Annotated in this window: 19 protein-coding genes; 12 read left to right on the top strand and 7 right to left on the bottom strand. The window is 72.5% G+C overall.

What is annotated here, in order from left to right; all coding sequences use genetic code 11:
• Positions 1-15 precede the first annotated feature (15 nt).
• Both EAO73_RS17055 and EAO73_RS17060 read right to left on the bottom strand, forming a co-directional pair.
• Entirely contained in the window at positions 16-888 is an 873-nt protein-coding gene (locus tag EAO73_RS17055) for an acyl-CoA thioesterase (RefSeq protein ID WP_147972415.1), read from the bottom strand.
• Positions 889-904: 16 nt separating this feature from the next.
• Entirely contained in the window at positions 905-2,062 is a 1,158-nt protein-coding gene (locus tag EAO73_RS17060; protein WP_147972416.1) for an acyl-CoA dehydrogenase family protein, read from the bottom strand.
• A 201-nt stretch (positions 2,063-2,263) separates the two neighbouring features.
• Here EAO73_RS17060 and EAO73_RS17065 point away from each other — a divergent pair, with 201 nt between their 5' ends.
• The 6 genes from EAO73_RS17065 (at position 2,264) to EAO73_RS17090 (ending at position 11,431) form a co-directional block, all read left to right on the top strand.
• On the top strand, positions 2,264-3,064 hold the full coding sequence (locus tag EAO73_RS17065) for a GntR family transcriptional regulator (protein WP_147972417.1): 801 nt from the start codon (positions 2,264-2,266) through the stop codon (positions 3,062-3,064).
• A gap of 285 nt (positions 3,065-3,349) precedes the next feature.
• Positions 3,350-3,649, top strand: a complete 300-nt coding sequence (locus EAO73_RS17070) for a hypothetical protein (protein WP_147972418.1) — start codon at positions 3,350-3,352, stop codon at positions 3,647-3,649.
• A gap of 154 nt (positions 3,650-3,803) precedes the next feature.
• On the top strand, positions 3,804-4,772 hold the full coding sequence (speB, locus tag EAO73_RS17075; protein ID WP_147972419.1) for an agmatinase: 969 nt from the start codon (positions 3,804-3,806) through the stop codon (positions 4,770-4,772).
• Positions 4,769-6,451 carry a thiamine pyrophosphate-binding protein gene (locus EAO73_RS17080; RefSeq protein ID WP_147972420.1) on the top strand — a complete coding sequence of 561 codons (1,683 nt, stop codon included), beginning with the start codon at positions 4,769-4,771 and terminating at the stop codon, positions 6,449-6,451. Before speB ends, EAO73_RS17080 begins: the two co-directional genes overlap by 4 nt.
• 171 nt (positions 6,452-6,622) lie before the next feature.
• On the top strand, positions 6,623-7,582 hold the full coding sequence (locus tag EAO73_RS17085) for a serine hydrolase (RefSeq protein ID WP_147972421.1): 960 nt from the start codon (positions 6,623-6,625) through the stop codon (positions 7,580-7,582).
• 102 nt (positions 7,583-7,684) lie between these two features.
• The gene (locus EAO73_RS17090; protein WP_147972422.1) at positions 7,685-11,431 is read left to right on the top strand and encodes an ABC transporter ATP-binding protein; all 3,747 of its coding nucleotides are present in this window, start codon (positions 7,685-7,687) and stop codon (positions 11,429-11,431) included.
• A 1-nt stretch (position 11,432) separates the two neighbouring features.
• Here the strand turns inward: EAO73_RS17090 and EAO73_RS17095 are convergent, their stop codons facing one another.
• Positions 11,433-11,921 carry a hypothetical protein gene (locus tag EAO73_RS17095; RefSeq protein WP_147972423.1) on the bottom strand — a complete coding sequence of 163 codons (489 nt, stop codon included), beginning with the start codon at positions 11,919-11,921 and terminating at the stop codon, positions 11,433-11,435.
• A 185-nt stretch (positions 11,922-12,106) separates the two neighbouring features.
• On the opposite strand from EAO73_RS17095, the gene EAO73_RS17100 reads away from it, so the two are divergent.
• On the top strand, positions 12,107-12,520 hold the full coding sequence (locus EAO73_RS17100) for a hypothetical protein (protein ID WP_147972424.1): 414 nt from the start codon (positions 12,107-12,109) through the stop codon (positions 12,518-12,520).
• 143 nt (positions 12,521-12,663) lie between these two features.
• Positions 12,664-14,139, top strand: coding sequence for a S28 family serine protease (locus EAO73_RS17105; protein WP_147972425.1), 1,476 nt, complete (start codon positions 12,664-12,666; stop codon positions 14,137-14,139).
• 53 nt (positions 14,140-14,192) lie between these two features.
• On the opposite strand, the gene EAO73_RS17110 is transcribed toward EAO73_RS17105, so the two are convergent.
• Together EAO73_RS17110 and EAO73_RS17115 are read right to left on the bottom strand one after the other, a co-directional pair.
• Complete coding sequence (locus EAO73_RS17110; RefSeq protein WP_147972426.1) at positions 14,193-16,043, bottom strand: glycoside hydrolase family 3 protein; 1,851 nt, start codon at positions 16,041-16,043, stop codon at positions 14,193-14,195.
• A 129-nt stretch (positions 16,044-16,172) separates the two neighbouring features.
• Positions 16,173-17,081, bottom strand: a complete 909-nt coding sequence (locus EAO73_RS17115; protein ID WP_147972427.1) for a LysR family transcriptional regulator — start codon at positions 17,079-17,081, stop codon at positions 16,173-16,175.
• Between the two features lie 102 nt (positions 17,082-17,183).
• Between EAO73_RS17115 and EAO73_RS17120 the strand changes: the two genes are divergently transcribed.
• Positions 17,184-18,083, top strand: a complete 900-nt coding sequence (locus tag EAO73_RS17120) for an EamA family transporter (RefSeq protein WP_147972428.1) — start codon at positions 17,184-17,186, stop codon at positions 18,081-18,083.
• A 6-nt stretch (positions 18,084-18,089) separates the two neighbouring features.
• Here EAO73_RS17120 and EAO73_RS17125 read toward each other — a convergent pair whose 3' ends face one another.
• On the bottom strand, positions 18,090-18,878 hold the full coding sequence (locus EAO73_RS17125; RefSeq protein WP_147972429.1) for a sugar phosphate isomerase/epimerase family protein: 789 nt from the start codon (positions 18,876-18,878) through the stop codon (positions 18,090-18,092).
• Between the two features lie 82 nt (positions 18,879-18,960).
• Entirely contained in the window at positions 18,961-20,025 is a 1,065-nt protein-coding gene (locus tag EAO73_RS17130) for a LacI family DNA-binding transcriptional regulator (RefSeq protein ID WP_147972430.1), read from the bottom strand.
• A 118-nt stretch (positions 20,026-20,143) separates the two neighbouring features.
• Here EAO73_RS17130 and EAO73_RS17135 point away from each other — a divergent pair, with 118 nt between their 5' ends.
• From EAO73_RS17135 to EAO73_RS17145, 3 genes are read left to right on the top strand one after another with little or no spacing between them, the layout of a single operon-like run.
• Positions 20,144-21,295 (top strand): Gfo/Idh/MocA family protein, encoded by a 1,152-nt coding sequence (locus tag EAO73_RS17135; RefSeq protein ID WP_147972431.1) that lies wholly within the window; start codon positions 20,144-20,146, stop codon positions 21,293-21,295.
• A gap of 37 nt (positions 21,296-21,332) precedes the next feature.
• Positions 21,333-22,478 carry a dihydrodipicolinate synthase family protein gene (locus EAO73_RS17140; RefSeq protein WP_147972432.1) on the top strand — a complete coding sequence of 382 codons (1,146 nt, stop codon included), beginning with the start codon at positions 21,333-21,335 and terminating at the stop codon, positions 22,476-22,478.
• On the top strand, positions 22,475-23,302 hold the full coding sequence (locus EAO73_RS17145) for a sugar phosphate isomerase/epimerase family protein (RefSeq protein ID WP_147972433.1): 828 nt from the start codon (positions 22,475-22,477) through the stop codon (positions 23,300-23,302). Before EAO73_RS17140 ends, EAO73_RS17145 begins: the two co-directional genes overlap by 4 nt.
• The last annotated feature ends 2 nt before the right edge of the window (positions 23,303-23,304 follow it).

A 23,304-nucleotide genomic window follows, 5' to 3' on the forward strand; every position in this document is an offset into this window, starting at 1 on the left:
GGGCCGGCGGACCGGCTACCGGGGGACCCGGACCACACCCTCCTGGATGACGGTGATCGCCAGGCGGCCGTCCTGGGTGTGGATACGGGCCTGGCCGAGGCCGCGCCCGCCGGACGCGGACGGCGACTCCTGGTCGTACAGCAGCCACTCGTCGGCGCGGAACGGGCGGTGGAACCACATCGCGTGGTCCAGGCTCGCGCCCACCACGTCACCGACCGCCCAGCCGCCGCGCCCGTGGGCCAGCAGCACGGAGTCGAGCAGTGTCATGTCGGAGACGTACGTCGCCATGCAGACGTGCAGCAGCGGGTCGTCGGCCAGCTTGCCGTTGGTACGGAACCACACCTGCGACCTGGGCTCGCGCGGCTCGCCCACCGTGCCGAACGGCGGGGCGTCCACGTACCGCAGATCGACCGCGGCCCGCGCCTCGACCAGCCGGTCCACCATCCCCGGGTCGCTGAACCGGTCCGCGTACCGGGGCAGCATCTCGGCCGCCGTGGGCAGCGTCTCCGGGTCGGGCGCGGCCGGCATCTCCGCCTGGTGCTCCAGGCCGTCCTCGTACGTCTGGAAGGACGCGGAGAGGTGGAAGATCGGCTGCCCGTGCTGGACGGCGACGACCCGCCGGGTGGTGAAGGACCGGCCGTCCCGGATGCGGTCGACGGTGTAGACGATCGGCGCGCCCGGGTCGCCCATCCGCAGGAAGTACGCGTGCAGGGAGTGGGCCGACCGGTCGGCGGGGACGGTGCGGCCCGCGGCGACGAGCGCCTGGGCCGCGACCTGTCCGCCGAAGACCCGGGGCACGACCGCCGAACGGCTGGTGCCCCGGAAGATGTCCTGCTCGATCCGCTCCAGGTCGAGCAGATCGAGCAGGGAATCGAGTGCGGTGCTCATGGGAGTCGGGCGGTCCCTACAGGCCCATGGACTTGGCGATGATCGACTTCATGACCTCGCTGGTGCCGCCGTAGATGCGGTTGACGCGGTTGTCCGCGTACAGGCGGGCGATCGGGTACTCGTTCATGAAGCCGTAGCCGCCGTGCAGCTGGAGGCAGCGGTCGATCACGCGGTGCGCGACCTCGGTGCAGAACAGCTTCGCGGAGGCGGCCTCGGCGGCGGTCAGCTCACCGGCGTCCAGCGCCTCCAGCGCGCGGTCGGCGACGGCCTGGGCCGCGTCCACCTCGGCCTGGCACGCGGCCAGCTCGAACTTGGTGTTCTGGAACGAGGCGACGGTCTTGCCGAAGACGGTGCGCTCCTGGACGTACTCCTTGGCGAACCGCACGGCGGCGGCGGCCTGGGCGTACGCGCCGAAGGCGATGCCCCAGCGCTCGGAGGCCAGGTTGGTGCCGAGGTAGCCGAAGCCCTTGTTCTCCTCGCCGAGCAGGTCCTCGGCGGGCACCTTGACGTCGACGAACGCCAGCTCGGCGGTGTCGGAGACCTTCAGGCCCAGCTTGTCGAGCTTGCGGCCGACGGAGTAGCCCTCGGACTTGGTGTCCACGGCGAACAGCGAGATGCCGAAGCGGCGGTCGTCCTCGCGCGGGGCGGAGGTGCGGGCGCAGACGATGACGCGGTCGGCGTGCACCCCGCCGGTGATGAACGTCTTGGCGCCGTTGAGGACGTAGTGCGTGCCGTCCTCGGAGAGCTTGGCGGTGGTCTTCATGCCCGCCACGTCCGACCCGGTGCCCGGCTCGGTCATCGCGAGGGCCCACATCTCCTCGCCGGTGACGAACTTCGGCAGCCAGCGCTTCTTCTGCTCGTCGGTGGCGAGCATCTTGACGTACGGCAGACCGAGCAGCGTGTGCACCCCGGACCCGCCGAAGGACACGCCCGCGCGGGCGGTCTCCTCGTAGATGACGGCCTCGTACTTGTGCGAGTCGATGCCCGCCCCGTCGTATTCCTCGTCGACGTTGATCCCGAAGACGCCCAGCTCACCGAGCTGCTTGTAGAACTCGCGCGGCGCCTGCCCAGCCTCGAACCACTCGTCGTACACGGGCACGACCTCGGCCGTGATGAAGGCCCGGATGGTCTCCCGGAACGCCTCGTGGTCCTCGTTGAATACCGTACGGCGCACGGGGTGCCTCCCTGGTCGGCTGCGGCTGCTACGTCTATCGGCGCTTGGCTAAGCGCTTGCTCAGCCATGGTTAAAAGTTACCCGGCGGTCACGGGGGCTGTCCAGGGTGATGCTCAGCACGGCCGTTTGAACGCAAGACGCATTGCGATTTCAACTTGAGTTGCCCTTTTCAAACTGCGTTGCCCATGAGAGGCTTCCCTCATGGTGAACGTGGGGAAGTACCTCGAACTGGCGGAAGCGCTCAGCGAGAAGATCACCTCGGGCGAGCTGGCCCCCGGTGATCAGCTTCCTACGGTCACCGAACTGGCGAAGCAGTTCGGTGTCGCCCCGAACACCGCCTCACGCGCGGTGCAGGTGCTCAAGGAGCGCGGCCTGCTGTCGGGGCGCATCGGGGGCAAGACGTGGGTGCGGGTCCCGCCGCCCCAGACGGTCCGCCGGAACACGCGCTACCAGGCGGAGAAGGACCTCGTCCTCAAGTCCGAGGCCGAGCGCCGGGGCACCGGGGTGTCGGAGATGGATACGGGAATGGCCCTGGCGTCCGCCCACCGGGACACCCTGACGGTCGACGTGGTCAAGTGCCCGCCCGACATCGCCGAGGTCCTGGGCATCGAGCCCGGGGCGAGCGTGCTGAGACGCGTCGGCGTCCGCCACCCCCGCAAGGGGGCCGGTGCGGTCACCGGCGTCTCGTACATCCCGTACGAGATCGCCAAGCAGAACCCCGACCTGTTCGACGCGGGCAACGAGCCCTGGCCGGGCGGTTCCCAGCACCAGCTCCACATGCTGGGGATCGAGGTCGGCCGGATCGAGGACCGCGTGACGGCCTCGCAGGCGACGGAGGAGGAGGCGGTCCTGCAGGACATCCCTCCCTCGGTCCCGGTGATCCGGGTCCGCAAGATCACCTACTCCACCACCGGCCGCGCGGTGGAGGTCAACGATCTGCCCTTCCCCGCCGACCGCACGACGCTCATCTTCGAAACCCCGCTGACCGAGTGGGACACCTGATCCGCTAGGGCCACGCGGCCCGCGACACCGGCATCACCCGAAGGCGAACCGCCTGCCGGGCGTGGATCCGCCACGCCCTCTTCATCCCGCCGCCCGGCCGAGTCGCTTCGCCCTGCCCGCGAACGGCCGGCCCCGGGCCGCGGCCCCGTAACCGCAGAGGGAGAACTTCCGCATGCCCCGAAACCTGGCCTTATCCCCGTCGTCCGCCGGAAACGGCCTCGTTCCCCCGTGCCGGCCCGTCCGCTTCCGCACAGCCCGACCGAACGTTGACACGGAGGTATCGATATGAGCGCGGCATGGTGGTCCTGGGCGGCGGCAGCGGTGTCGATCATCGGCCTGTGGGTGGCCGGCATCAACCCGCGGATCGGCTGGGCCTACGGGATAGCCAGTCAGACGGTCTGGGTCGCCTACGGGATGGCGACCGAGCAATGGGGCATGATCGCCCTCTCCTTCGCCTTCGTGGTGATCTACGTGCGCAACCTCTACCGCTGGCGCCACACCCGCTTCGAGCGTTCGCCGGGCGCGGACTCCTCCTCGGCACCCGGCACCGGGGCGGCTCCGCCCGCCGAAACCCTTTCCACGTGAGCGTCCCGCGGCGGACCGCGGACGCCGGGCGCGCCGGGGCGCGGCGATTCATCCGTTCCGGTGGGTGAGTGGACGAAACGTACACTTCAGTCCGGCCCCGCGGCCGCCTAGCGTCGCTCCGGCACCCGCACCCGTAGGAAAGGGCAGACCCACCATGAGCAGCAACGACACGCCGCGCGGCCCCGTCGACTCCTCGCGCGTCCCGCGCTACGCCGGGCCCGCGACGTTCGCCCGGCTGCCCCGCCTCGACGAGGTCGGCACGGCGGACGTGGCCGTCGTCGGGGTGCCGTTCGACTCGGGTGTCTCCTACCGCCCCGGCGCCCGCTTCGGCGGCAACGCGATCCGTGAGGCCTCGCGGCTGCTGCGCCCCTACAACCCGGCGCAGGACGCCTCGCCGTTCGCCTTGGCGCAGGTCGCCGACGCGGGGGACATCGCGGCCAACCCCTTCAACATCGAGGAGGCCGTGGAGACCGTCGAGGCGGCGGCCGACGCGCTGCTGGACACCGGCGCCCGCCTGATGACCCTCGGCGGCGACCACACCATCGCGCTGCCCCTGCTGCGTTCCGTCGCCAAGAAGCACGGCCCGGTCGCGCTGCTCCACTTCGACGCCCACCTCGACACCTGGGACACCTACTTCGGCGCCGCCTACACGCACGGCACCCCGTTCCGCCGGGCCGTCGAGGAGGGCATCCTCGACACGTCCGCGCTCTCCCACGTGGGCACGCGCGGCCCGCTCTACGGCAAGCAGGACCTCACCGACGACGCCAAGATGGGCTTCGGGATCGTCACCTCCGCCGACGTGATGCGGCGCGGCGTCGACGAGATCACCGACCAGCTGCGGCAGCGGATCGGCGACCGGCCGCTGTACATCTCCATCGACATCGATGTGCTGGACCCGGCGCACGCGCCCGGTACCGGAACGCCCGAGGCCGGCGGTCTCACCTCCCGCGAGCTGCTTGAGATCGTGCGCGGCCTGTCCTCCTGCCACCTGGTCTCCGCCGACCTGGTCGAGGTCGCCCCCGCGTACGATCACGCGGAGATCACCTCCGTCGCCGCCTCGCACACCGCGTACGAGCTGACGACGATCATGACCCGCCAGATCGCGGAGGCCCGCCAGCAGTGAGTCACGACCACGACGAGCGGCCCGCGCTCACCCCGGCCCAGATCGAGGCCGCGCTGAACCCCCCGCCCGGCCGCACCGGCGGCGACCTCGTCGTCGAGACCCTGCGGGGCCTCGGCGCGACCACCGTCTTCGGGCTGCCCGGACAGCACGCGCTGGCCCTGTTCGACGCGCTGCGCCGCTCGTCGCTCCAGTACGTGGGGCTGCGCGTCGAGAACAACGCGGGCTTCGCCGCCGACGCCTACGGGCGGATCACCGGCGAGGTCGCCCCGCTGTTCCTGTCGACCGGGCCCGGCGCCCTGACCTCGCTCGCCGCGCTCCAGGAGGCGGCCGCCGCCTCCGCGCCGGTGCTCGCGGTCTCCAGCCAGGTCCCGGTCCGGGGGCTGGGCGGCGGGCGCCACGGCCATCTGCACGAACTGCGCGACCAGCAGGCGTCGTTCCGGGACGTGGTGAAGTCCGTCCACACCGTGCGGGCGGCCTCGCAGATCCCGTCCGCGATCGCCGCAGCCTGGGAGTCCGCGCTGACGGCCCCGCACGGCCCCGTCTGGGTCGAGATCCCGCAGGACGTCCTGGACGCCGCGACGGAGCTGCCCGTCGTCGTGGCCCCCGACGCCACCCCGCGCGAACTCCACGCCCGCCCCGAACTGATCGCGGTCGCCGCCGACCTGCTGTCCCGGGCCGAGCGCCCGGCGATCGTCGCGGGCGGCGGAGTCGTACGCTCCGACGCCTCCGGCAAGCTGCGGGCGCTGGCCGAGAGGCTCAAGGCCCCGGTCGTCACCACGTACGGCGGCAAGGGCGCCTTCCCCTGGCAGCACCCCCTCTCGCTCCAGTCGTGGGTGGAGGACCGGCATGTCACCGACTTCCTGGAGGATGCCGACGTCCTGCTCGTCGTCGGCTCCGGACTGGGCGAACTCTCCTCGAACTACTACACGTTCGCCCCGCGCGGCCGGGTGATCCAGATCGAGGCGGACGCCGGCAAGCTGGAGGCCAACCTCCCGGCGCTCGGCATACACGCGGACGCCCGCGACGCGCTCGCCGACCTCATCGACGCGGTCGCCCCGCGCGAGGACCCGGCCGTCGCGGACCGCGTCGCCGGGGTGCTCGGCCGCGTACGGGACCGGATCGCCGGCCAGGGACGCGAGCTGGAACAGAACCTCCTGGCCGCGATCCGCACCGCCCTGCCCGACGCCTCGCCCAGCTTCTGGGACATGACGATCCTCGGCTACTGGGCCTGGGCCGCGTTCGACGCCCGCCGCCCCAACACCATGCACTCCGCGCAGGGCGCCGGCGGCCTCGGCTACGCGTTCCCGGCGGCGCTCGGCGCGGCGGTGGCCGACCCGTCCCGGCCGGTCCTCGCGGTCTCCGGCGACGGCGGCGCGATGTACTCGGTCGCGGAACTGGCCACCGCCCGGCAGTACGGCCTGCCGGTCACCTGGCTGATCGTCGACGACGGCGGCTACGGCATCCTCCGCGAGTACCTGACCGGTGCCTTCGGCGAGACCACCGGGACGGAGCTGGCCCGCCCCGACTTCACCGCCCTCGCCGAGTCCTTCGGCGTCCCGGCCGTGCGGACGAGCCCGGAGTCGCTGGCCGCGGACCTGGCGGAGGCATTCGGACGCCCCGGGCCCTCGGTCGTCGTACTCCCGGCCCTGCTCACGATGTTCGAGCCGACGCACCTGTAGCCCCACGCACCATCCGTAGCCCCACGCACCATCCGCACACCCATGCATCTGTCGGTCCCCCGCCCGTAGGCCCCGCGTTCGCTGTGGCGTACAACCTTCCGGGCGCCCGTGAGTCATCTCTTGCGGGCGTGCCGGGGGGCCGCCCGCAGGAACCACTCAGGGGGAACCACCATGACCACGTCCCGTACGTCCGGGCGCGCCCGCGCCGCGCTCTGTGCCGCCGTCGCCACCGGGGTCCTCGCACCTGTGGCCCTCGCCGCGGCGCCCGCGTCGGCCGCGACCGCGCAGGTGAGCTGCACCTCCGGCCGGGCCGGGCTCGCCGCTCAGCTGACCAAGGACATCACCGCCGCGCTCAAGGGCCGCAGCTCCACCGCCGCCGTCGCGCTCTACGACCGGACCACGAAGACCACCTGCACGCTGCGCGCCACGACCAAGTACGACTCCGCGAGCGTCGTGAAGGCGACCGTGCTGGCCACGCTCCTGTGGGACAACGCCAAGCACAACCGCTACCTCACCCAGCGCGAGATCGACCTCAGCACCAAGATGATCACCAAGTCCGACAACGACGCCACCACCAGCCTGTGGAAGCAGCTCGGCGTCACCAAGGTCAACGCCTTCCTCAAGGCGGCCGGGATGACCCACACCGTCCCCGGCTCCGGCGGCTACTGGGGCCTGACCCAGATAACCGCCCAGGACGAGCAGCGGCTGCTGACCCTGCTCACCTCGAAGAACTCCGTACTCACCGACGGCGCTCGCTCCTACGAGCTGGGGCTGATGAACAAGGTCGTCTCCTCGCAGCGCTGGGGAACCCCGGCCGGCGCCCTCACCGGGACCACCGTCCAGCTCAAGAACGGCTGGCTGCAGCGCGCCACCCACGGCTGGCGGGTGCACAGCATCGGCGCCTTCACCGGCAACGGCCACGACTACGCGCTGACGGTGCTCACCCAGGACAACAAGACGATGAACGACGGCGTCAACACCATCCAGGCCGTCGCCCGCGCCGTCCACAAGGACCTCAACCCGCGCATCATGCACCCCAGGGTCTTCACCGTCCCGGCCGCCCCGCAGGAAGCCGTCCCGCCGGTCCCTGAGGCGCCCGCCGGCCGGATGCTCACCGCCAAGAAGCGCTAGCGGGACCTAGGTCCCAGGTCCCGTATTTGTGAACGCGGGATGAAATCCGCAGCCCACCGCGTTGGTGCCTTCCGTCGGAACAGGTCGAACGGGAGGCACCGGGTGGCGGACGCACGGGAGACGGAGCGCGGGCAGCGGGGCGGCTGGGCGCGGAGACTGACCGGCTACGCCTGGAACTACCGGCGCAACGTCCTGCTGGCCCTCGGCTCCTCGCTCGGCGGCATGGCCGTCATGGCCCTCGTCCCGCTGATCACCAAGGTGATCATCGACGACGTGGTCGTCGGGCACACCCGCTCCCTGGCCGTCTGGACCGGGCTGCTGATCGTCGCGGCCGTCCTCGTCTACGCCTTCACCTACATCCGCCGCTACTACGGCGGCCGGCTCGCCCTCGACGTCCAGCACGACCTGCGGACCGGCATGTACGGGACGATCTCCCGGCTCGACGGCAAGCGCCAGGACGAGCTGTCCACCGGGCAGGTCGTCGGACGCGCCACCAGCGACCTCCAGCTGATCCAGAGCCTGCTGTTCATGCTCCCGATGACCATCGGGAACGTCCTGCTCTTCCTGATCTCCCTGGTCGTCATGGCGTGGCTGTCGCCCCCGCTGACCCTCGTCGCCGTCGCCGTCGCCCCCGCCCTCTGGTACATCGCCCGCCGCTCCCGCGCCCGCCTCTTCCCCGCCACCTGGTACGCCCAGTCGCAGGCCGCCGCCGTCGCCGGTGTCGTGGACGGCGCCGTCTCCGGCGTCCGCGTCGTCAAGGGCTTCGGGCAGGAGGAGCAGGAGACCGGCAAGCTGCGCGAGGTCGGCCGCAGGCTGTTCGCGGGACGGCTGCGCACCATCCGGCTGAACTCCCGCTACACCCCCGCCCTCCAGGCCGTCCCCGCGCTCGGCCAGGTCGCGATGCTGGCCCTCGGCGGCTGGCTGGCCACCCGGGGCGAGATCACCCTCGGCACGTTCGTCGCGTTCTCCACGTACCTCGCGCAGCTCGTCGGCCCGGTCCGGATGCTCGCCATGGTCCTCACCGTCGGCCAGCAGGCCCGCGCCGGCGTGGAGCGCGTCCTGGAGCTCATCGACACCGAGCCCACCATGCAGGACGGCACCAAGGAGCTCCCCGCCGACGCCCCCGCCAGCGTCGAGTTCGAGGACGTCCGGTTCGGATACGACGAGACACGCCGCCCCGTCCTCGACGGCTTCTCGCTGACCATCGAGCCCGGCGAGACCGTCGCCGTCGTCGGCGCGTCCGGCAGCGGCAAGTCCACCGTCTCGCTGCTGCTCCCGCGCTTCTACGACGTCTCGCACGGCGCGGTCCTCGTCGGCGGCCACGACGTGCGCGAACTGACCCTGGACTCGCTGCGCGCCGCCGTCGGACTCGTCCCCGAGGACAGCTTCCTGTTCTCCGACACCGTCCGCGCCAACATCGCCTACGGCCTGCCCGGCGCCACCGACGAGCAGATCGAACAGGCCGCCCGCTCCGCCCAGGCCCACCGGTTCATCGCCGAGCTGCCGAACGGCTACGACACCGAGGTCGGCGAGCACGGGCTCACCCTCTCCGGCGGCCAGCGCCAGCGCGTCGCGCTCGCCCGCGCCATCCTCACCGACCCCCGGCTCCTCGTCCTCGACGACGCCACCTCCGCCGTGGACGCCCGCGTCGAGCACGAGATCCACGAGGCGCTGCGCCAGGTGATGGCCGGCCGTACGACCCTGCTCATCGCCCACCGCCGCTCCACCCTGAACCTCGCGGACCGGATCGCCGTCCTGGACAACGGCCGCCTCGCCGACCTCGGCACCCACGAGGAGCTGGAGCGCCGCTCGCCGCTCTACCGGCGCCTGCTCACCGACCCGGACGAGCTGGGTACCCCCTCGCCCGGCCACCGCCATGCGGCCGCCAGGAGCACCGAGGACCCCGCGCGGGACCGCGCGCTCCAGGAGGAGATCGACGCCGAGTCCGAGGCCGAGCGCGGGATCACCCCCGAGCTGTGGGTCCGCCGGGAGGAGGACCGGAGCACCGACGCGGCGGGCATGCCCGCGACGCCCGAACTGCTCGCCCAGGTCGAGGCGCTGCCCCCGGCGAACGACGTGCCGGACGTCGACGAGGCCCGTGCCGTGCACACCGAGGACTCCTACGGACTGCGCAGGCTGCTGCGCGGCTTCGGACTGCCGCTGCTGGTGAGCCTCGGCCTGGTCGCCGTGGACGCCGGGGCCGGGCTGCTGCTCCCGGTGCTGATCAGGAACGGCATCGACGACGGGGTCACCCAGCTGGCGCTGGGCGCGGTCTGGGCGGCGTCCGCCTTCGGCCTGGTCGTCGTCCTCGTGCAGTGGGCGGCCCAGATCGGCGAGACCCGGATGACGGGCCGCACCGGTGAGCGGGTGCTGTACGCACTGCGGCTGAAGATCTTCGCCCAGCTCCAGCGGCTGGGGCTCGACTACTACGAGCGCGAGCTGACCGGCCGCATCATGACCCGGATGACGACGGACGTGGACGCGCTGTCCACGTTCCTGCAGACCGGCCTGGTCACCGCGTTCGTCTCGGTCGTCACCTTCCTCGGCATCATGGTCGCGCTGCTGGTCCTCGATGTGGAACTGGCCCTCGTCGTCTTCGCGACGCTGCCCGTCCTCGTCGTCGGGACGGTCTTCTTCCGCCGCAAGAGCGTCAAGGCGTACGAGCTGGCCCGCGAGCGGATCGGCGTCGTCAACGGCGACCTCCAGGAGTCCGTGGCCGGGCTCCGGATCGTGCAGGCGTTCCGGCGCGAGCGGGACGGCGCCGAACGGTTCACCGCGCGCAGCGACGAGTACCGCGAGGCCCGGGTGCGCGGGCAGTGGCTGATCTCCGTCTACTTCCCGTTCGTCCAGCTGCTGTCCTCGGTGGCCGCCGCCGCGGTGCTGATCGTCGGCGCGGGCCGGGTGGACGACGGCACGCTCACGGCGGGCGCGCTGGTCGCCTATCTGCTGTACATCGACCTGTTCTTCGCGCCCGTCCAGCAGCTCTCCCAGGTCTTCGACGGCTACCAGCAGGCCGCCGTCTCGCTGGGCCGCATCCAGGAACTCCTGCGCGAACCGGCGTCCACCACCGACCGGGCCGAGGCCCGCGAGGTGCCCGGACTGCGCGGCGAACTCGCCTTCGAGGACGTGTCGTTCGCGTACGGGGACGAGGAGGAGGCCCTCCGGGGCATCGACCTGCGCATCCCGGCCGGCCAGACCGTCGCGTTCGTCGGGGAGACCGGGGCCGGCAAGTCGACCCTGGTCAAGCTGGTCGCCCGGTACTACGACCCGACGGACGGCCGGGTCACTGTGGACGGAAGCGACCTGCGCGGCCTCGGCCTCACCGCGTACCGGCGCCGGCTCGGTGTCGTACCGCAGGAGGCGTATCTCTTCTCCGGGACGGTCCGGGACGCCATCGCCTACGGGCGGCCGGACGCCACCGACGCGGAGGTGGAGGCGGCGGCACGGGCGGTCGGCGCGCACGACATGATCGCCACCCTGGACGGCGGCTACCTCCACGAGGTCTCCGAGCGGGGCCGCAACCTCTCGGCCGGTCAGCGCCAGCTGATCGCGCTCGCCCGCGCCGAACTCGTCGACCCCGACATCCTGCTGCTCGACGAGGCCACCGCCTCGCTCGACCTCGCCAGCGAGGCGCAGGTGAACCGGGCGACCGACCGGCTCGCGGGCCGCCGCACCACGCTCGTCGTCGCGCACCGCCTGACCACCGCCGCGCGCGCCGACCGGGTCGTGGTGATGGACCACGGCCGGGTCGTCGAGGACGGCACCCACGACGAACTCCTCGCCCGCGACGGGCACTACGCCCAGCTGTGGCGCACCTTCATAGGAGAGGACGAGCCGGCCGGGGTGTGAGCTATTCGCCGTCGCGGATCGCGGAGATCTTCCCGGTCGCGAGGTCCGAGCGCACGGTCAGGTACGTGTACGAGGGGGCCTCGGCGGAGCCCCAGGTGAGGCGGACCGTGGACCAGGTGTGGCCGGCGCCGCTGTGGCCGGGGGTGACCCGGTAGTCCGCCGGGACGTCCTGGGCGAGCAGCACACCGTCGGCGTGGTTGGCGGCCTCCCAGTCGGCGAGGCGGGCGCGCAGGGCGGGCGTGAGGTAGAAGCTCCGCAGCGCGGTGGCGAGCCTGCCGCCGTCCTCGGCGGCCACGGCGTCGGTGTACGCGCCGTAGAAGTGGTCGACCAGCCGGGACTCCTGGGTGGCGGTCTCGTCGGCGGCCGGCGCCACCCGGTCCGTCCCGCTCGGGGCAGCCGCGGAGGCGGGCACGGCGACGGCCGCGGCCAGGAGCGCGGAGGCGAGCAGCGTACGGGCGGCGGTGCGCCGGCCGGAGCGGGTGCGGATCATGGCGGTTCCTGCCTTTCATGGCGTTCTGTCCTGTCCGGCTCCATGGTGGGCCGCTCCCGCGTCCGGGAGCGCCGGGCCCGCCGGGTGCAACCTCCGGATGGCCTCTCGCGTCGTACGCAGGTATACGCATATGCGCTCAGGTGTCGGGCAGGGGCGCTGATGTTCGACGAAGCGATGGGGCTGCTGTGACCAGAGGGACCGAAGGACATGCCTGGGGCGCGAGACGCGGCCTGGGCCGCCGTTTCGTGGTCCTCGCCCTGGCGACGGCCTTCGCACTGGTTCTCGGCGGGGCGGTCGCGGGGAGCGCGGACGCCGCCTCGGTCTGCGCGGGGCGCCCCAAGAAGACGGTGAAGTTCGCGACGGGCGAGCTGCGCGTGTACAAGTCGCGCGCCTACGCGTGTGCCACCGCCGTCGCCAGGCCCGGAAAGCGCCGCCCCATGTCCGTGACCATCCAGCCGCGCGGCGGCCACCCCGTCACGGACCGGGGCCGCTACACCGAGCGGGCCGGACCGGTGACCGTCCACGCGCTGAACCGGTGTGTGCGTGTCTCCGGCACGGTCGACGGCAGGGGCGGCAGCACGAGCTGGATCCTGTGCTGACCGGGTGACTTGTCCCGGACCCCGGCAAGGAGGTCTGGTGGTACGGGTGTTGCCCCGCTAGGTTCACGGCGTCAGCTGTGAATCAAGGGGTGTCCCGGGACCCGGTCGTGATCGGCGAGGCGCCCCCCAAGGGGAGGACGCGCATGCGCAAGGCGCTCAGAGGAATCCTGTCGCTCGCGGTGCTCATCGGCACGGTGAGTGCGACGGGTGCCTCGGCCGGGGCGGCCACCGCCGCCGAACCGGCCTCGCTCCGCACCGCCGCGAGCGACAGCGGGACGAGCACGGACATCAAGGACCGCATCCTGGCCATCCCGGGAATGAGTCTCATCGAGGAGAAGCCGTACGCCGGCTACCGCTACTTCGTCCTCAACTACACGCAGCCCATCGACCACCGCCACCCGTCCAAGGGAACGTTCCAGCAGCGCATCACCCTGCTGCACAAGGACACTTCCCGCCCCACGGTCTTCTTCACCAGCGGCTACAACGTCTCCACCAACCCCAGCCGCTCCGAGCCCACCCGGATCGTCGACGGCAACCAGGTCTCGCTGGAGTACCGCTTCTTCACCCCGTCGCGCCCCTCGCCCGCCGACTGGTCCAAGCTCGACATCTGGCAGGCGGCCAGTGACCAGCACCGGGTCTTCACCGCGCTCAAGCGCATCTACTCCAAGAACTGGCTGACCACCGGCGGTTCCAAGGGCGGCATGACCGCCACGTACTACGAGCGCTTCTACCCGAAGGACATGGACGGCGTCGTCGCGTACGTCGCACCCAACGACGTGGTCAACAACGAGGACTCGGCCTACGACCGGTTCTTCGCGAAGGTCGGCACCAAGGAGTGCCGCGACAAGCTGAGCGGAGTCCAGCGCGAGGCCCTGGTCCGCAGGGGCCCGCTGGAGAAGAAGTACGCCCAGTACGCCGCCGACAACGGCTACACCTTCGACACCGTCGGCTCCCTGGACAAGGCGTACGAGGCCGTCGTCATGGACTACGTGTGGGCGTTCTGGCAGTACAGCCTGCTCGCCGACTGCGACAGCCTCCCGGCCGACGCGAAGAAGGCCACCGACCAGGAGATCTGGGACTCGGTCGACTCGATCTCCGGCTTCTCCGCCTACGCCGACCAGGGCCTGGCCACCTACACCCCGTACTACTACCAGGCGGGCACCCAGCTCGGTTCGCCGGACATCAAGCAGCCCTGGCTCGGCAAGCTGAGCCGCTACGGCTACCAGCCGCCGCGCAACTTCGTGCCGCGCTCCATCCCGATGACGTTCCAGCCCTGGGCGATGCGGGACGTGGACACCTGGGTGAAGCACCACGCGACGCACATGCTGTACGTCTACGGCGAGAACGACCCCTGGGGCTCGGAGCGCTTCCGGCTCGGGGCCGGCGCCCGTGACAGCTACGTCTTCACCGTGCCCGGCGGGAACCACGGCTCGAACGTCGCGGGGCTCGTCCCCTCGGACAACGCCACGGCCACGGCCGCGATCCTGCGCTGGGCGGGCGTCGCCCCGGCCGCCGTCCAGCAGGACGAGTCGAAGGCGAAGCCGCTCGCGAAGTTCGACGCCCGGCTCGACAACAAGGACCTGACGACCGACCACCGCCTCGGCGTCCGGCGCCCGTGACATGAACCCGCCCCGGCGGCCGTGGTGACACGGCTGCCGGGACGGGAACCGGCTCAGTACTTCAGCCCGTACCCCACCGGGTACAGCACCGTCGACGGGTCGTCCGCCCGCTGCACCGGCACCGGAAGCCTGCCCTCCGGCCGGGCTCGGCCCGCGATCACCCGGACCGCCGCGCGCAGTTCGACATCCGTCCAGGAGTACGCGGCCAGATGCGCCTTGTGCCCCGTGCCCGCGAGCTGGGCGATGTCGTACGGGTTGCGGACGGCGATCGTGATCACCGGGACGCCCGTCGCCGCCAGCGCGCTCACCAGCGTCCGCTGCGCACTGGTCGCCGAGACGTTGTACGTCCCCACGACCACCGCGTCCTTGCCCTGCGCCGCGGCCACCGCCGCGTCGATGGCCGCCTGGGTGGGCGCGGTCCCGGTGGACAACGCGGTCGCGGCGTACCCCAGCTCGTTGAACGCCTCCGCCAGCGTCGTCGTCGGCGGGCCCGTGGTGCCCGAGGGCGAGGCCGGGTCGGCGCCGACCACCAGCACGTTCCGGTGCGAGCGGCGCGAGAGCGGCAGCAGCCGGCCCTCGTTGGCCAGCAGCGTGGTCGTGTGCTCGGCGATCCGGTCGGCGGCGGCCAGGTGCGCCCGGGTGCCCACCGTGCGGTCCACCCCGCGCCCGGTGACGAACGGCCGGTCGAAGAGCCCCAGCTTCGTCTTCAGGCGCAGGATGCGCAGGATCGATTCGTCGAGCCGGGCCTCGCTGACCTCACCGCTCTTGACGGCGGCCAGCAGCGCGTTCCACGAGACGTCCAGGCTCGGCGGGTTGAGCAGCTGGTCGACGCCCGCCTGGAGCGCGAGCACCGGCACCCGGTCGTCGCCGTACTTCGTGCGTACGCCCTCCATGCCCAGGGAGTCGGTGACCACCACCCCGTCGTAGCCCAGCTCCTCGCGCAGGATGCCGGTGAGGATCGGCTTCGACAGGGTCGCCGGGTCCTCGGACGGGTCGAGCGCCGGCACCACGATGTGCGCGGTCATGATCGAGTCGATGCCCGCCGCGATGGCCGCCCGGAACGGTGGCGCGTCCAGCTCCGCCCACTGCGCGCGGGTGTGGCCGATGACCGGAAGACCGGTGTGACTGTCGGTGCTGGTGTCGCCGTGGCCCGGGAAGTGCTTGGCCGTGGAGGCGATCCCGGCGCTCTGATACCCCTTCACCTGCGCCGCGACCATCCCGGCCACGGCCTGCGGGTCCGAGCCGAAGGACCGTACGCCGATCACCGGGTTGGCCGGGTTCACGTTGACGTCCGCGTCCGGCGCGTAGTTCTGGTTGATGCCGATCGCGGCCAGTTCGGCGCCCGCGATCTGCCCGGCCGTACGGGCGTCGGAGCGCGAACCGCCCGCGCCCAGCGCCATCGCGCCCGGCATCAGCGTGGCGGGCTCGCCGACGCGGCAGACGATGCCGTGCTCCTGGTCGGTGGAGATCAGCAGCGGCAGGGGCGTCGGCCCCGCGAGGCCCGCGCGCTGGATGCCGTTGGAGAGCTCGGCGATCTGGTGCGGGTCGCGGGTGTTGTGCGCCCAGGCGAAGTAGATGATGCCGCCGACGTGGTACTTGGCGATCATCTCGGCCGCCGTGCGCACCCCGATCTCGGCGAGGTTGGCGTCGATGTCGGCCTGGTCGGGGTCGGTGGCGGAGTGCCCGTAGACCCGCATGACGAAGAGCTGGCCGACCTTCTCCTCCAGGCTCATCCGGGAGATGAGCCGCTTCAGCCGCCGGGTCGTGGCGGCGGAGGTGTGACTGCTGTGCGCGGAGCCCTGGGAGGCGAGGGCCCCGGGGGCGGTCGCCATGCCCGCGGCCGCCGCGACGGCGGTGGCCGCGGTGGCGGTGAGGAGGGTGCGTCTGGAGGTGCGGTGGTGCACGTGAGCTCCTTCGGCCGTACTCGGTGACGAGGGGGTGGTGAAAGAAACTTCCAAGGAGCACGGATATCCAGAAAATAACTTCCGGTCAAGGGTGCGGACCGTTTTGAGCGCGTCCCGGGTGCCCCTCGCCTACCGCAGCCCCACGCTCGCCCCGTGTGCCTGGAGCGCCGCGACCGCCGCCGTGATCGCGGGCCGGCGAGCCGCCCCCGTACGCCACAGCGCGTACAGCCGCCGCACCGGCACCGGGTCCATCCGCACCGCCACCACACCCTCGGGCAGCGGCCCGCGCCCCAGCCGGGGGATCATCGCGACCCCGAGACCGGCGGCCAGCAGGGCGAGCTGGGTGTGGTTCTCCTCCGCCTGGTGCCGGATGTCCGGCGCGTACCCCGCCGCGCGCAGCGTCCGTACGAGCCAGTCGTGGCAGACCGTCCCCGGCGGCTGGCAGATCCACCGCTCCCGTGCCAGTTCCTCACGCCGCACTCCGTCCCGCCCCGCCAGCCGGTGCCCCGCGGGGACCAGCAGATCGCACAGGTCGTCCCCGATCACCGCCTGCTCCACACCCTCCGGCGCGGGCAGCGGGGCGATGTCCCAGTCGTGCGCGACGGCCAGGTCGATCACGCCCTTGGCGACCAGGTCCACCGAGAGATGCGGGTCCACCTCGGTCATCCGCACGTCCAGCTCCGGGTGCTCGCGGTCCAGATCCGCCAGCGTTCCGGGCAGCAGCCCGCGCGCCGCCGAGGGGAACGCCCCCACCGAGAGCCGTCCCGTCGGCAGCCCCCGGCGCTCCTCCAGGGACGTCTCGGCGCGCTCCACGATCGCCAGCAACTGCTGGGCGGCGGCCACCAGATGGACGGCCTCCTCGGTCAGCGCCACCCCGCGCCCGCGCCGCTCCAGGAGGGTCGCGCGGGTCTCCCGCTCCAGCTTGGTGATCTGCTGCGAGACGGCCGAAGGGGTGTAGCCGAGGGCCGCCGCCGCACCCGCGACCGAGCCGTGGACGGACACCGCGTGCAGGGCGCGCAGCCGGGCGAGATCGAGCATCCGAAGCCTCCGGGACGGGCTGTGAATCATTAGCGATGCTCAATTCCACCATGAAGAAACGCGCGCTGGTGCTACATGGTCGGGCTGGGTGATCCTCGGTGCATGCGTCCCCTCCACATCGCCCTGGCCGCCCTGGTGGCAGCCGTCTGGGGTGTCAACTTCGTCGTCATCGAGCTGGGCCTCGACCACTTCCCGCCGCTGCTCTTCTCGGCCCTCCGCTTCCTGGTCGCCGCCCTGCCCGCCGTCTTCTTCGTCGGCCGCCCGAAGGTGGCCTGGAAGTGGATCGTCGGGGTCGGACTGGCCCTCGGGGTCGCCAAGTTCGGGCTGCTCTTCATCGGGATGGACCGGGGGATGGGCGCCGGGCTCTCCTCGCTCGTCCTCCAGGTCCAGGCCGTGTTCACCGCGCTCTTCGCGGCCCTCGCGCTCGGCGAACGGCCGGGCCGCACCAAGCTCCTGGGCATGGCGGTGGCGCTCGCCGGCATCGGGGTCGCGGCGCTCGACGAGGGCGCGAGCGGGCCCGTGCTCGCCTTCGTCCTGGTGATCGCGGCGGCGGCCTGCTGGGGCGTGTCCAACGTGCTGACCCGCAAGGCCGCCCCGCCCGACCCGCTCAACTTCATGGTGTGGGTCTCGACCGTGCCCGTCCTGCCGCTGCTCGGGCTCTCGCTGCTCTTCGAGGGCTGGGACCGCGACCGGGCGGCGCTGACCGGGCTCGACTGGAGCGGGGCCGGGACCATCGTCTACGTCGCCTGGATCGCCACGGTCTTCGGCTTCGGGGCGTGGGGCTTCCTGCTCAGCCGCTACCCGGCGTCCTCCGTGGCCCCGTTCACCCTGCTGGTGCCCGTCTTCGGGATGTCCTCGGCCGCGCTGCTGCTCGACGAGTCGGTGAGCGGGCTGCGGTGGTGCGCGGCGGCGCTGCTCGTCGGCGGGGTGGCGCTCACCTCGCTCGCCGGGACGCGCCGCAGGGCCGCTCCGGACCCGGCCGCCGAACCCGCCCCCGCCTGATACCGCTTACTGCTTGGGCGCGCCCAGCCGCAGCAGGTGCTCGCGCCCCGCGCCCAGCAGCCCCGGCAGCTCCGCCGCCCCCGGGTACCAGCGCTTCTCGTACTCCCAGCACACCCAGCCGTCCGGGTCCAGCGTGTCCAGGCACGCCCGCAGCGGCAGCACCCCCGCCCCCAGCGCCAACGGCGTGGTGTCCTCGGCCGAGGCGATGTCCTTCACCTGTACGTAGCCCAGGTGCGGGGCCAGCACCGCGTGACCGGCCACCGGCTCCTCGCCCGCCAGCCAGGTGTGCATGACGTCCCACAGCGCGCCGACGCTCTTGTGCCCCACCGTCCCGGCCACCCGGGCCACGTCGGCCCCCGCCCGGTGCGAGTCATGGGTCTCCAGCAGGAGGCATACGCCCAGGTCGGCGGCGTACGGGGCGGCGGCGCCCAGCCGGCGCGCGGCGATCGCGTCGGCCTCCGACGGCTCCAGGTCCCCGCCGCCCGGGAACACCCGGACGTACGGTGCGCCCAGGTCCCGGGCCAGCTCGGTCAGCGCGGCCAGCTCGTCCAGGACCGGCTGGTCGTACCCCTCGGCGGCGACCTTCGCGTACCCGGCCACGCCCAGGATCTCGACCCCGGCCCGCTCGAACTCCGCGACCACGGCGGCGCGTTCGGCCTGCCCGAGGCCCAGGTGCACCGGCTCCTCGGGGTGGGCGCGCAGCTCCACCCCCTGGTAGCCGTTCCCGGCGGCCAGCCGGACGACGTCGGCGATGGGCAGCCCCGGAACCCCGAGGGTGGAGAAAGCGAGCTTCACGTGCGTGTTCCTTCCGTCGTTCCGTGCCGCCCCGTCCGGCGGGAGGCGGGGCGCCCTGACGCGTACCCCGGCCCGGGGGCGCTCACCCCCGGGGCGGCGCCGTCGATCCGCGCACCATCAGCTCGGCCGGGATCAGCGCGATGCCGCCCGGCGGCGGCTCCTCCTTGCCCAGGGCCAGCCGGCCCGCCCGCGCCCCCGCCTCGAAGAGCGGCAGCCGTACGGTCGTCAGGGCCGGGACCACATCCACCGAGAACGGCAGGTCGTCGAAGCCGGCCACCGAGATGTCCTCCGGGATGCGCAGCCCCCGGTCGCGGACGGCCGCCGCCGCACCGAGCGCCACGGTGTCGTTGGCGGCGACGACGGCCGTGATCGCCGGTTCGCGGCGCAGGAGTTCGACGGTCGCGTCGTAGCCGGAGCCCCGGTCGTACGAGCCGTGCACGGTCAGCCGGTCCTCGTCGCCGGCCGCCCCCGCCCCGCGCATCGCCTCGCGATGGCCGGCCAGCCGGTGCCGGGTCGTGGTGCGCTCCAGCGGGCCCGCGACATAGCCGATCCTGCGGTGCCCGAGCGAGAGCAGATGCTTGGTGAGCCGCTGGGCGCCGCCCTGGTTGTCGAAGGCGAGCGCGGCCACCACGGCCGCCCCGTCCGGCAGCGGCGGACGCCCGCACAGCACGACCCGGGTGCCCGCCTCCGCGAGCTTGGCCAGCTTCGCGGCCATCGCCGTCTGGTGCTCCGGGTCCTCCACCGCGCCGCCGGTGAGGACGACGGCGGCGGCGCGCTGGCGCTGGAGCAGGGTGAGATAGGTCAGCTCGCGGGCGGGGGAGCCGCCGGTGTTGCAGACGACCGCCAGTTTCTCGCCGCCCGCCCGGCCCGACCCGTCGCCGGGTCCTCCGATCTCGGTCTGCGCCGCGCCCGCCATGATTCCGAAGAACGGGTCGGCGATGTCGTTGACGAGGATGCCGACCAGGTCCGAGGTGGCCGCCGCCAGGGCGCTGGCCTGCCCGTTCAGCACGTAGTCCAGATCGTCCACCGCGCGCAGCACCCGCTCCCGGGTGGACGCCGCCACCGGGTAGTTGCCGTTCAGCACACGGGAGACGGTGGCCGGGGACACCCGGGCGCGGGCCGCCACGTCCGCCAGGGTGACTGTCATCGCTCTCCTCCGTGGCCTGTGGCCGATTGACGGGCCCCTCTTGTCCGGGCCGCTGTCGGCAGGCTAGCGTCATCCCGCATAGAAAGCGCTTGCTATCGGCCGTACGAAGGGAACTTTCGTGACACGCAGGACAGTGCGCATCGCCATGAACGGCGTGACGGGACGCATGGGATACCGGCAGCACCTGGTGCGCTCGATCCTCGCGATCCGCGAGCAGGGCGGCCTCGACCTCGGCGACGGCGACGTGCTGTGGCCCGAACCGGTCCTCGTCGGCCGCCGCGCCCACGCCCTGGAGGAGCTGGCCGCCCGCCACGGTCTGACCGAGTGGTCGACCGACCTCGACGCGGTGCTCGCGGACGACACCGTCGACATCTACTTCGACGCCCAGGTCACCCAGGCCCGGGTGGAGGCCATCAAGAAGGCCGTCGCCGCCGGCAAGCACATCTACACCGAGAAGCCCACCGCCACGGACGTCGAGGGCGCCCTCGACCTGGCCCGCCTGGCCCAGGAGGCCGGCATCAAGCACGGCGTCGTCCAGGACAAGATCTTCCTGCCGGGCCTGCTGAAGCTGAAGCGCCTCATCGACGGCGGCTTCTTCGGCGAGATCCTCTCCGTGCGCGGCGAGTTCGGCTACTGGGTCTTCGAGGGCGACTGGCAGGAGGCCCAGCGCCCCTCGTGGAACTACCGCGCCGAGGACGGCGGCGGCATCGTCGTCGACATGTTCCCGCACTGGGAGTACGTGCTCCACGAGCTGTTCGGCCGGGTCACCTCGGTCCAGGCGCACGTCCAGACCCACATCCCCGAGCGCCGCGACGAGAGCGGAAAGCCGTACGCGGCCACCGCCGACGACGCCGCCTACGGCATCTTCCAGCTGGAGGGCGGCGCCGTCGCCCAGATCAACTCCTCCTGGGCGGTCCGGGTCAACCGCGACGAGCTGGTCGAGTTCCAGGTCGACGGCACCCACGGCTCCGCCGTCGCGGGCCTGCGCAACTGCCGCGTCCAGCACCGCTCGGTCACCCCGAAGCCGGTCTGGAATCCGGACCTCCCGGTCACCGAGTCCTTCCGCGACCAGTGGCAGGAGGTCCCGGACAACGCGGAGTTCGACAACGGCTTCAAGGCCCAGTGGGAGCTGTTCCTGCGCCACATCGTGCTCGACGAGCCGTACGCCTGGGACCTGATGGCCGGCGCCCGTGGCGTGCAGCTCGCGGAGCTGGGCCTGAAGTCCCACGCTGAGGGCCGCCGCCTGGACGTCCCGGAGCTGTCGCTGTGACCAGCCGCCTTCCGCTCGGACCCCAGGAGCTCTCGCCGTGACCATCCATCTCCCGCAGGGCCCGTACGAACCCCGGGCCAACCCGCTCGACCTGGCCCCGGCCGGGTCGCCGCTCGCCTCCCGTACGGTCTTCTCCGCCGCGCACGTCGTGGCCGACCCGTACGCGGACGTCAGCCCGGACTCACCGGCCGCCGTCGACTGGGACGCCACGCTCGCCTTTCGCCGCCACCTCTGGTCGCACGGTCTGGGCGTGGCCGAGGCCATGGACACCGCGCAGCGCGGCATGGGCCTGGACTGGGCGGGTGCCGAGGAGCTGATCCGCCGCTCGGCCGCCGAGGCCAGGTCCGTCGGCGGGCGCATCGCCTGCGGCGTCGGCACCGACCAGCTGCCGCCGGGCCCGGCCACGCTCGCCGAGGTGCGTTCCGCGTACGAGGAACAGCTCGCCGTCGTCGAGGAGAGCGGCGCCCAGGCCATCCTGATGGCCTCCCGCGCCCTCGCCGCCGCCGCGAAGGGCCCCCAGGACTACCTGGACACGTACGCCCACCTGCTGCGCCAGGCCACCGAACCGGTCGTCCTGCACTGGCTGGGCCCGATGTTCGACCCGGCGCTCGAAGGCTACTGGGGCTCCACCGACCTGGACCTCGCCACCGACACGTTCCTCCAGGTCATCGCGGAGCACCCGGACAAGGTCGACGGCATCAAGATGTCGCTGCTCGACGCGGACCGCGAGATCGACGTGCGCCGCCGGCTGCCGGGCGGGGTGCGCTGTTACACCGGCGACGACTTCAACTACCCGGAGCTGATCGCGGGCGACGACCGGGGCTTCAGCCACGCGCTGCTCGGCATCTTCGACCCGCTGGGCCCGCTGGCCGCGCACGCGATACGGGTCCTGGACACCGGTGACACGAAGGGCTTCCGTGAACTCCTCGACCCCACGGTCGAGTTGTCCCGGCACCTCTTCCAGGCACCGACCCGCTTCTACAAGACGGGCGTGGTGTTCCTGGCCTGGCTGGCCGGCCACCAGGACCACTTCACCATGGTGGGCGGCCTCCAGTCGGCCCGCTCGCTGCCGCACCTGGCGAAGGCGTACCGACTCGCCGACGGCCTGGGCCTGTTCCCGGACCCCGAGCTGGCCGAGTCCCGGATGCGCGCCCTCCTCACGGTCAACGGAGGCACCCGATGAGCGACGGCCGTCTCTCCCTCAACCAGGAGACCATCAAGCAGTGGTCGCTGCCGGAGCTGGCCGAGGGCTGCGCGAAGGCGGGCGTCGACAAGGTGGGCCTGTGGCGGGCTCCCGTCCAGTCGTACGGGGTCGGGGCGACGGCCCGGCTCCTCGCCGACCACGGCCTGACCGTCACCAGCCTGTGCCGGGGCGGCTTCCTCACCGCCCAGGACCCGGCGGAACGGGCCCGCGCCCTGGACGACAACCGTGCCGCGCTCGACGAGGCGGCGGGCGTGGGCACGGACACCCTGGTCCTCGTCTCGGGCGGCCTCCCGGAGGGCAGCAAGGACCTGTACGGGGCCCGCGAACGCATCGCGGACGCCCTGGCCGAGCTGGTCCCGTACGCGGCGGAGCGCGGGGTGCGCCTGGCCATCGAGCCGCTGCACCCGATGTTCGCCTCGGACCGCTGCGTGGTCTCGACGCTCTCCCAGGCCCTGGACCTCGCGGAGCGCTTCCCGGCCGAGCGGGTGGGCGTGGTCGTGGACACGTACCACCTCTGGTGGGACGACCGGGCGCCCGCGCAGATCGCGCGGGCCGGTGCGGGCGGCCGCATCCACTCCTTCCAGCTCGCGGACTGGATCACCCCGCTCCCGGCGGGCGTCCTGCTGGGCCGGGGCCAGCTCGGCGACGGCAGCGTGGACTTCCGGTTCTTCCGCGAGGCGGTGGAGGCGACGGGCTTCGACGGGCCGGTCGAGGTGGAGATCTTCAACGAGGACCTGTGGGCGCGCGACGGCGCGGAGGTCCTGGCGGAGGTGGCGGCCCGCTACGCCGAGCACGCCTGCTGAAC

The sequence above is a fragment of the Streptomyces sp. col6 genome (genome assembly GCF_008042035.1).
Lineage (GTDB): Bacteria > Actinomycetota > Actinomycetes > Streptomycetales > Streptomycetaceae > Streptomyces.

What these genes read in the sequence shown, in the direction of transcription:
- EAO73_RS17065 (WP_147972417.1), top strand. Translation starts at nt 2,264, where the DNA reads ATGGTGAACGTGGGGAAGTACCTCGAACTGGCGGAAGCGCTCAGCGAG.
- EAO73_RS17105 (WP_147972425.1), top strand. Translation starts at nt 12,664, where the DNA reads ATGCGCAAGGCGCTCAGAGGAATCCTGTCGCTCGCGGTGCTCATCGGC.
- EAO73_RS17070 (WP_147972418.1), top strand. Translation starts at nt 3,350, where the DNA reads ATGAGCGCGGCATGGTGGTCCTGGGCGGCGGCAGCGGTGTCGATCATC.
- EAO73_RS17055 (WP_147972415.1), bottom strand. Translation starts at nt 888, where the DNA reads ATGAGCACCGCACTCGATTCCCTGCTCGATCTGCTCGACCTGGAGCGG.
- EAO73_RS17145 (WP_147972433.1), top strand. Translation starts at nt 22,475, where the DNA reads ATGAGCGACGGCCGTCTCTCCCTCAACCAGGAGACCATCAAGCAGTGG.
- EAO73_RS17095 (WP_147972423.1), bottom strand. Translation starts at nt 11,921, where the DNA reads ATGATCCGCACCCGCTCCGGCCGGCGCACCGCCGCCCGTACGCTGCTC.
- EAO73_RS17115 (WP_147972427.1), bottom strand. Translation starts at nt 17,081, where the DNA reads ATGCTCGATCTCGCCCGGCTGCGCGCCCTGCACGCGGTGTCCGTCCAC.
- speB (WP_147972419.1), top strand. Translation starts at nt 3,804, where the DNA reads ATGAGCAGCAACGACACGCCGCGCGGCCCCGTCGACTCCTCGCGCGTC.
- EAO73_RS17120 (WP_147972428.1), top strand. Translation starts at nt 17,184, where the DNA reads ATGCGTCCCCTCCACATCGCCCTGGCCGCCCTGGTGGCAGCCGTCTGG.
- EAO73_RS17085 (WP_147972421.1), top strand. Translation starts at nt 6,623, where the DNA reads ATGACCACGTCCCGTACGTCCGGGCGCGCCCGCGCCGCGCTCTGTGCC.
- EAO73_RS17130 (WP_147972430.1), bottom strand. Translation starts at nt 20,025, where the DNA reads ATGACAGTCACCCTGGCGGACGTGGCGGCCCGCGCCCGGGTGTCCCCG.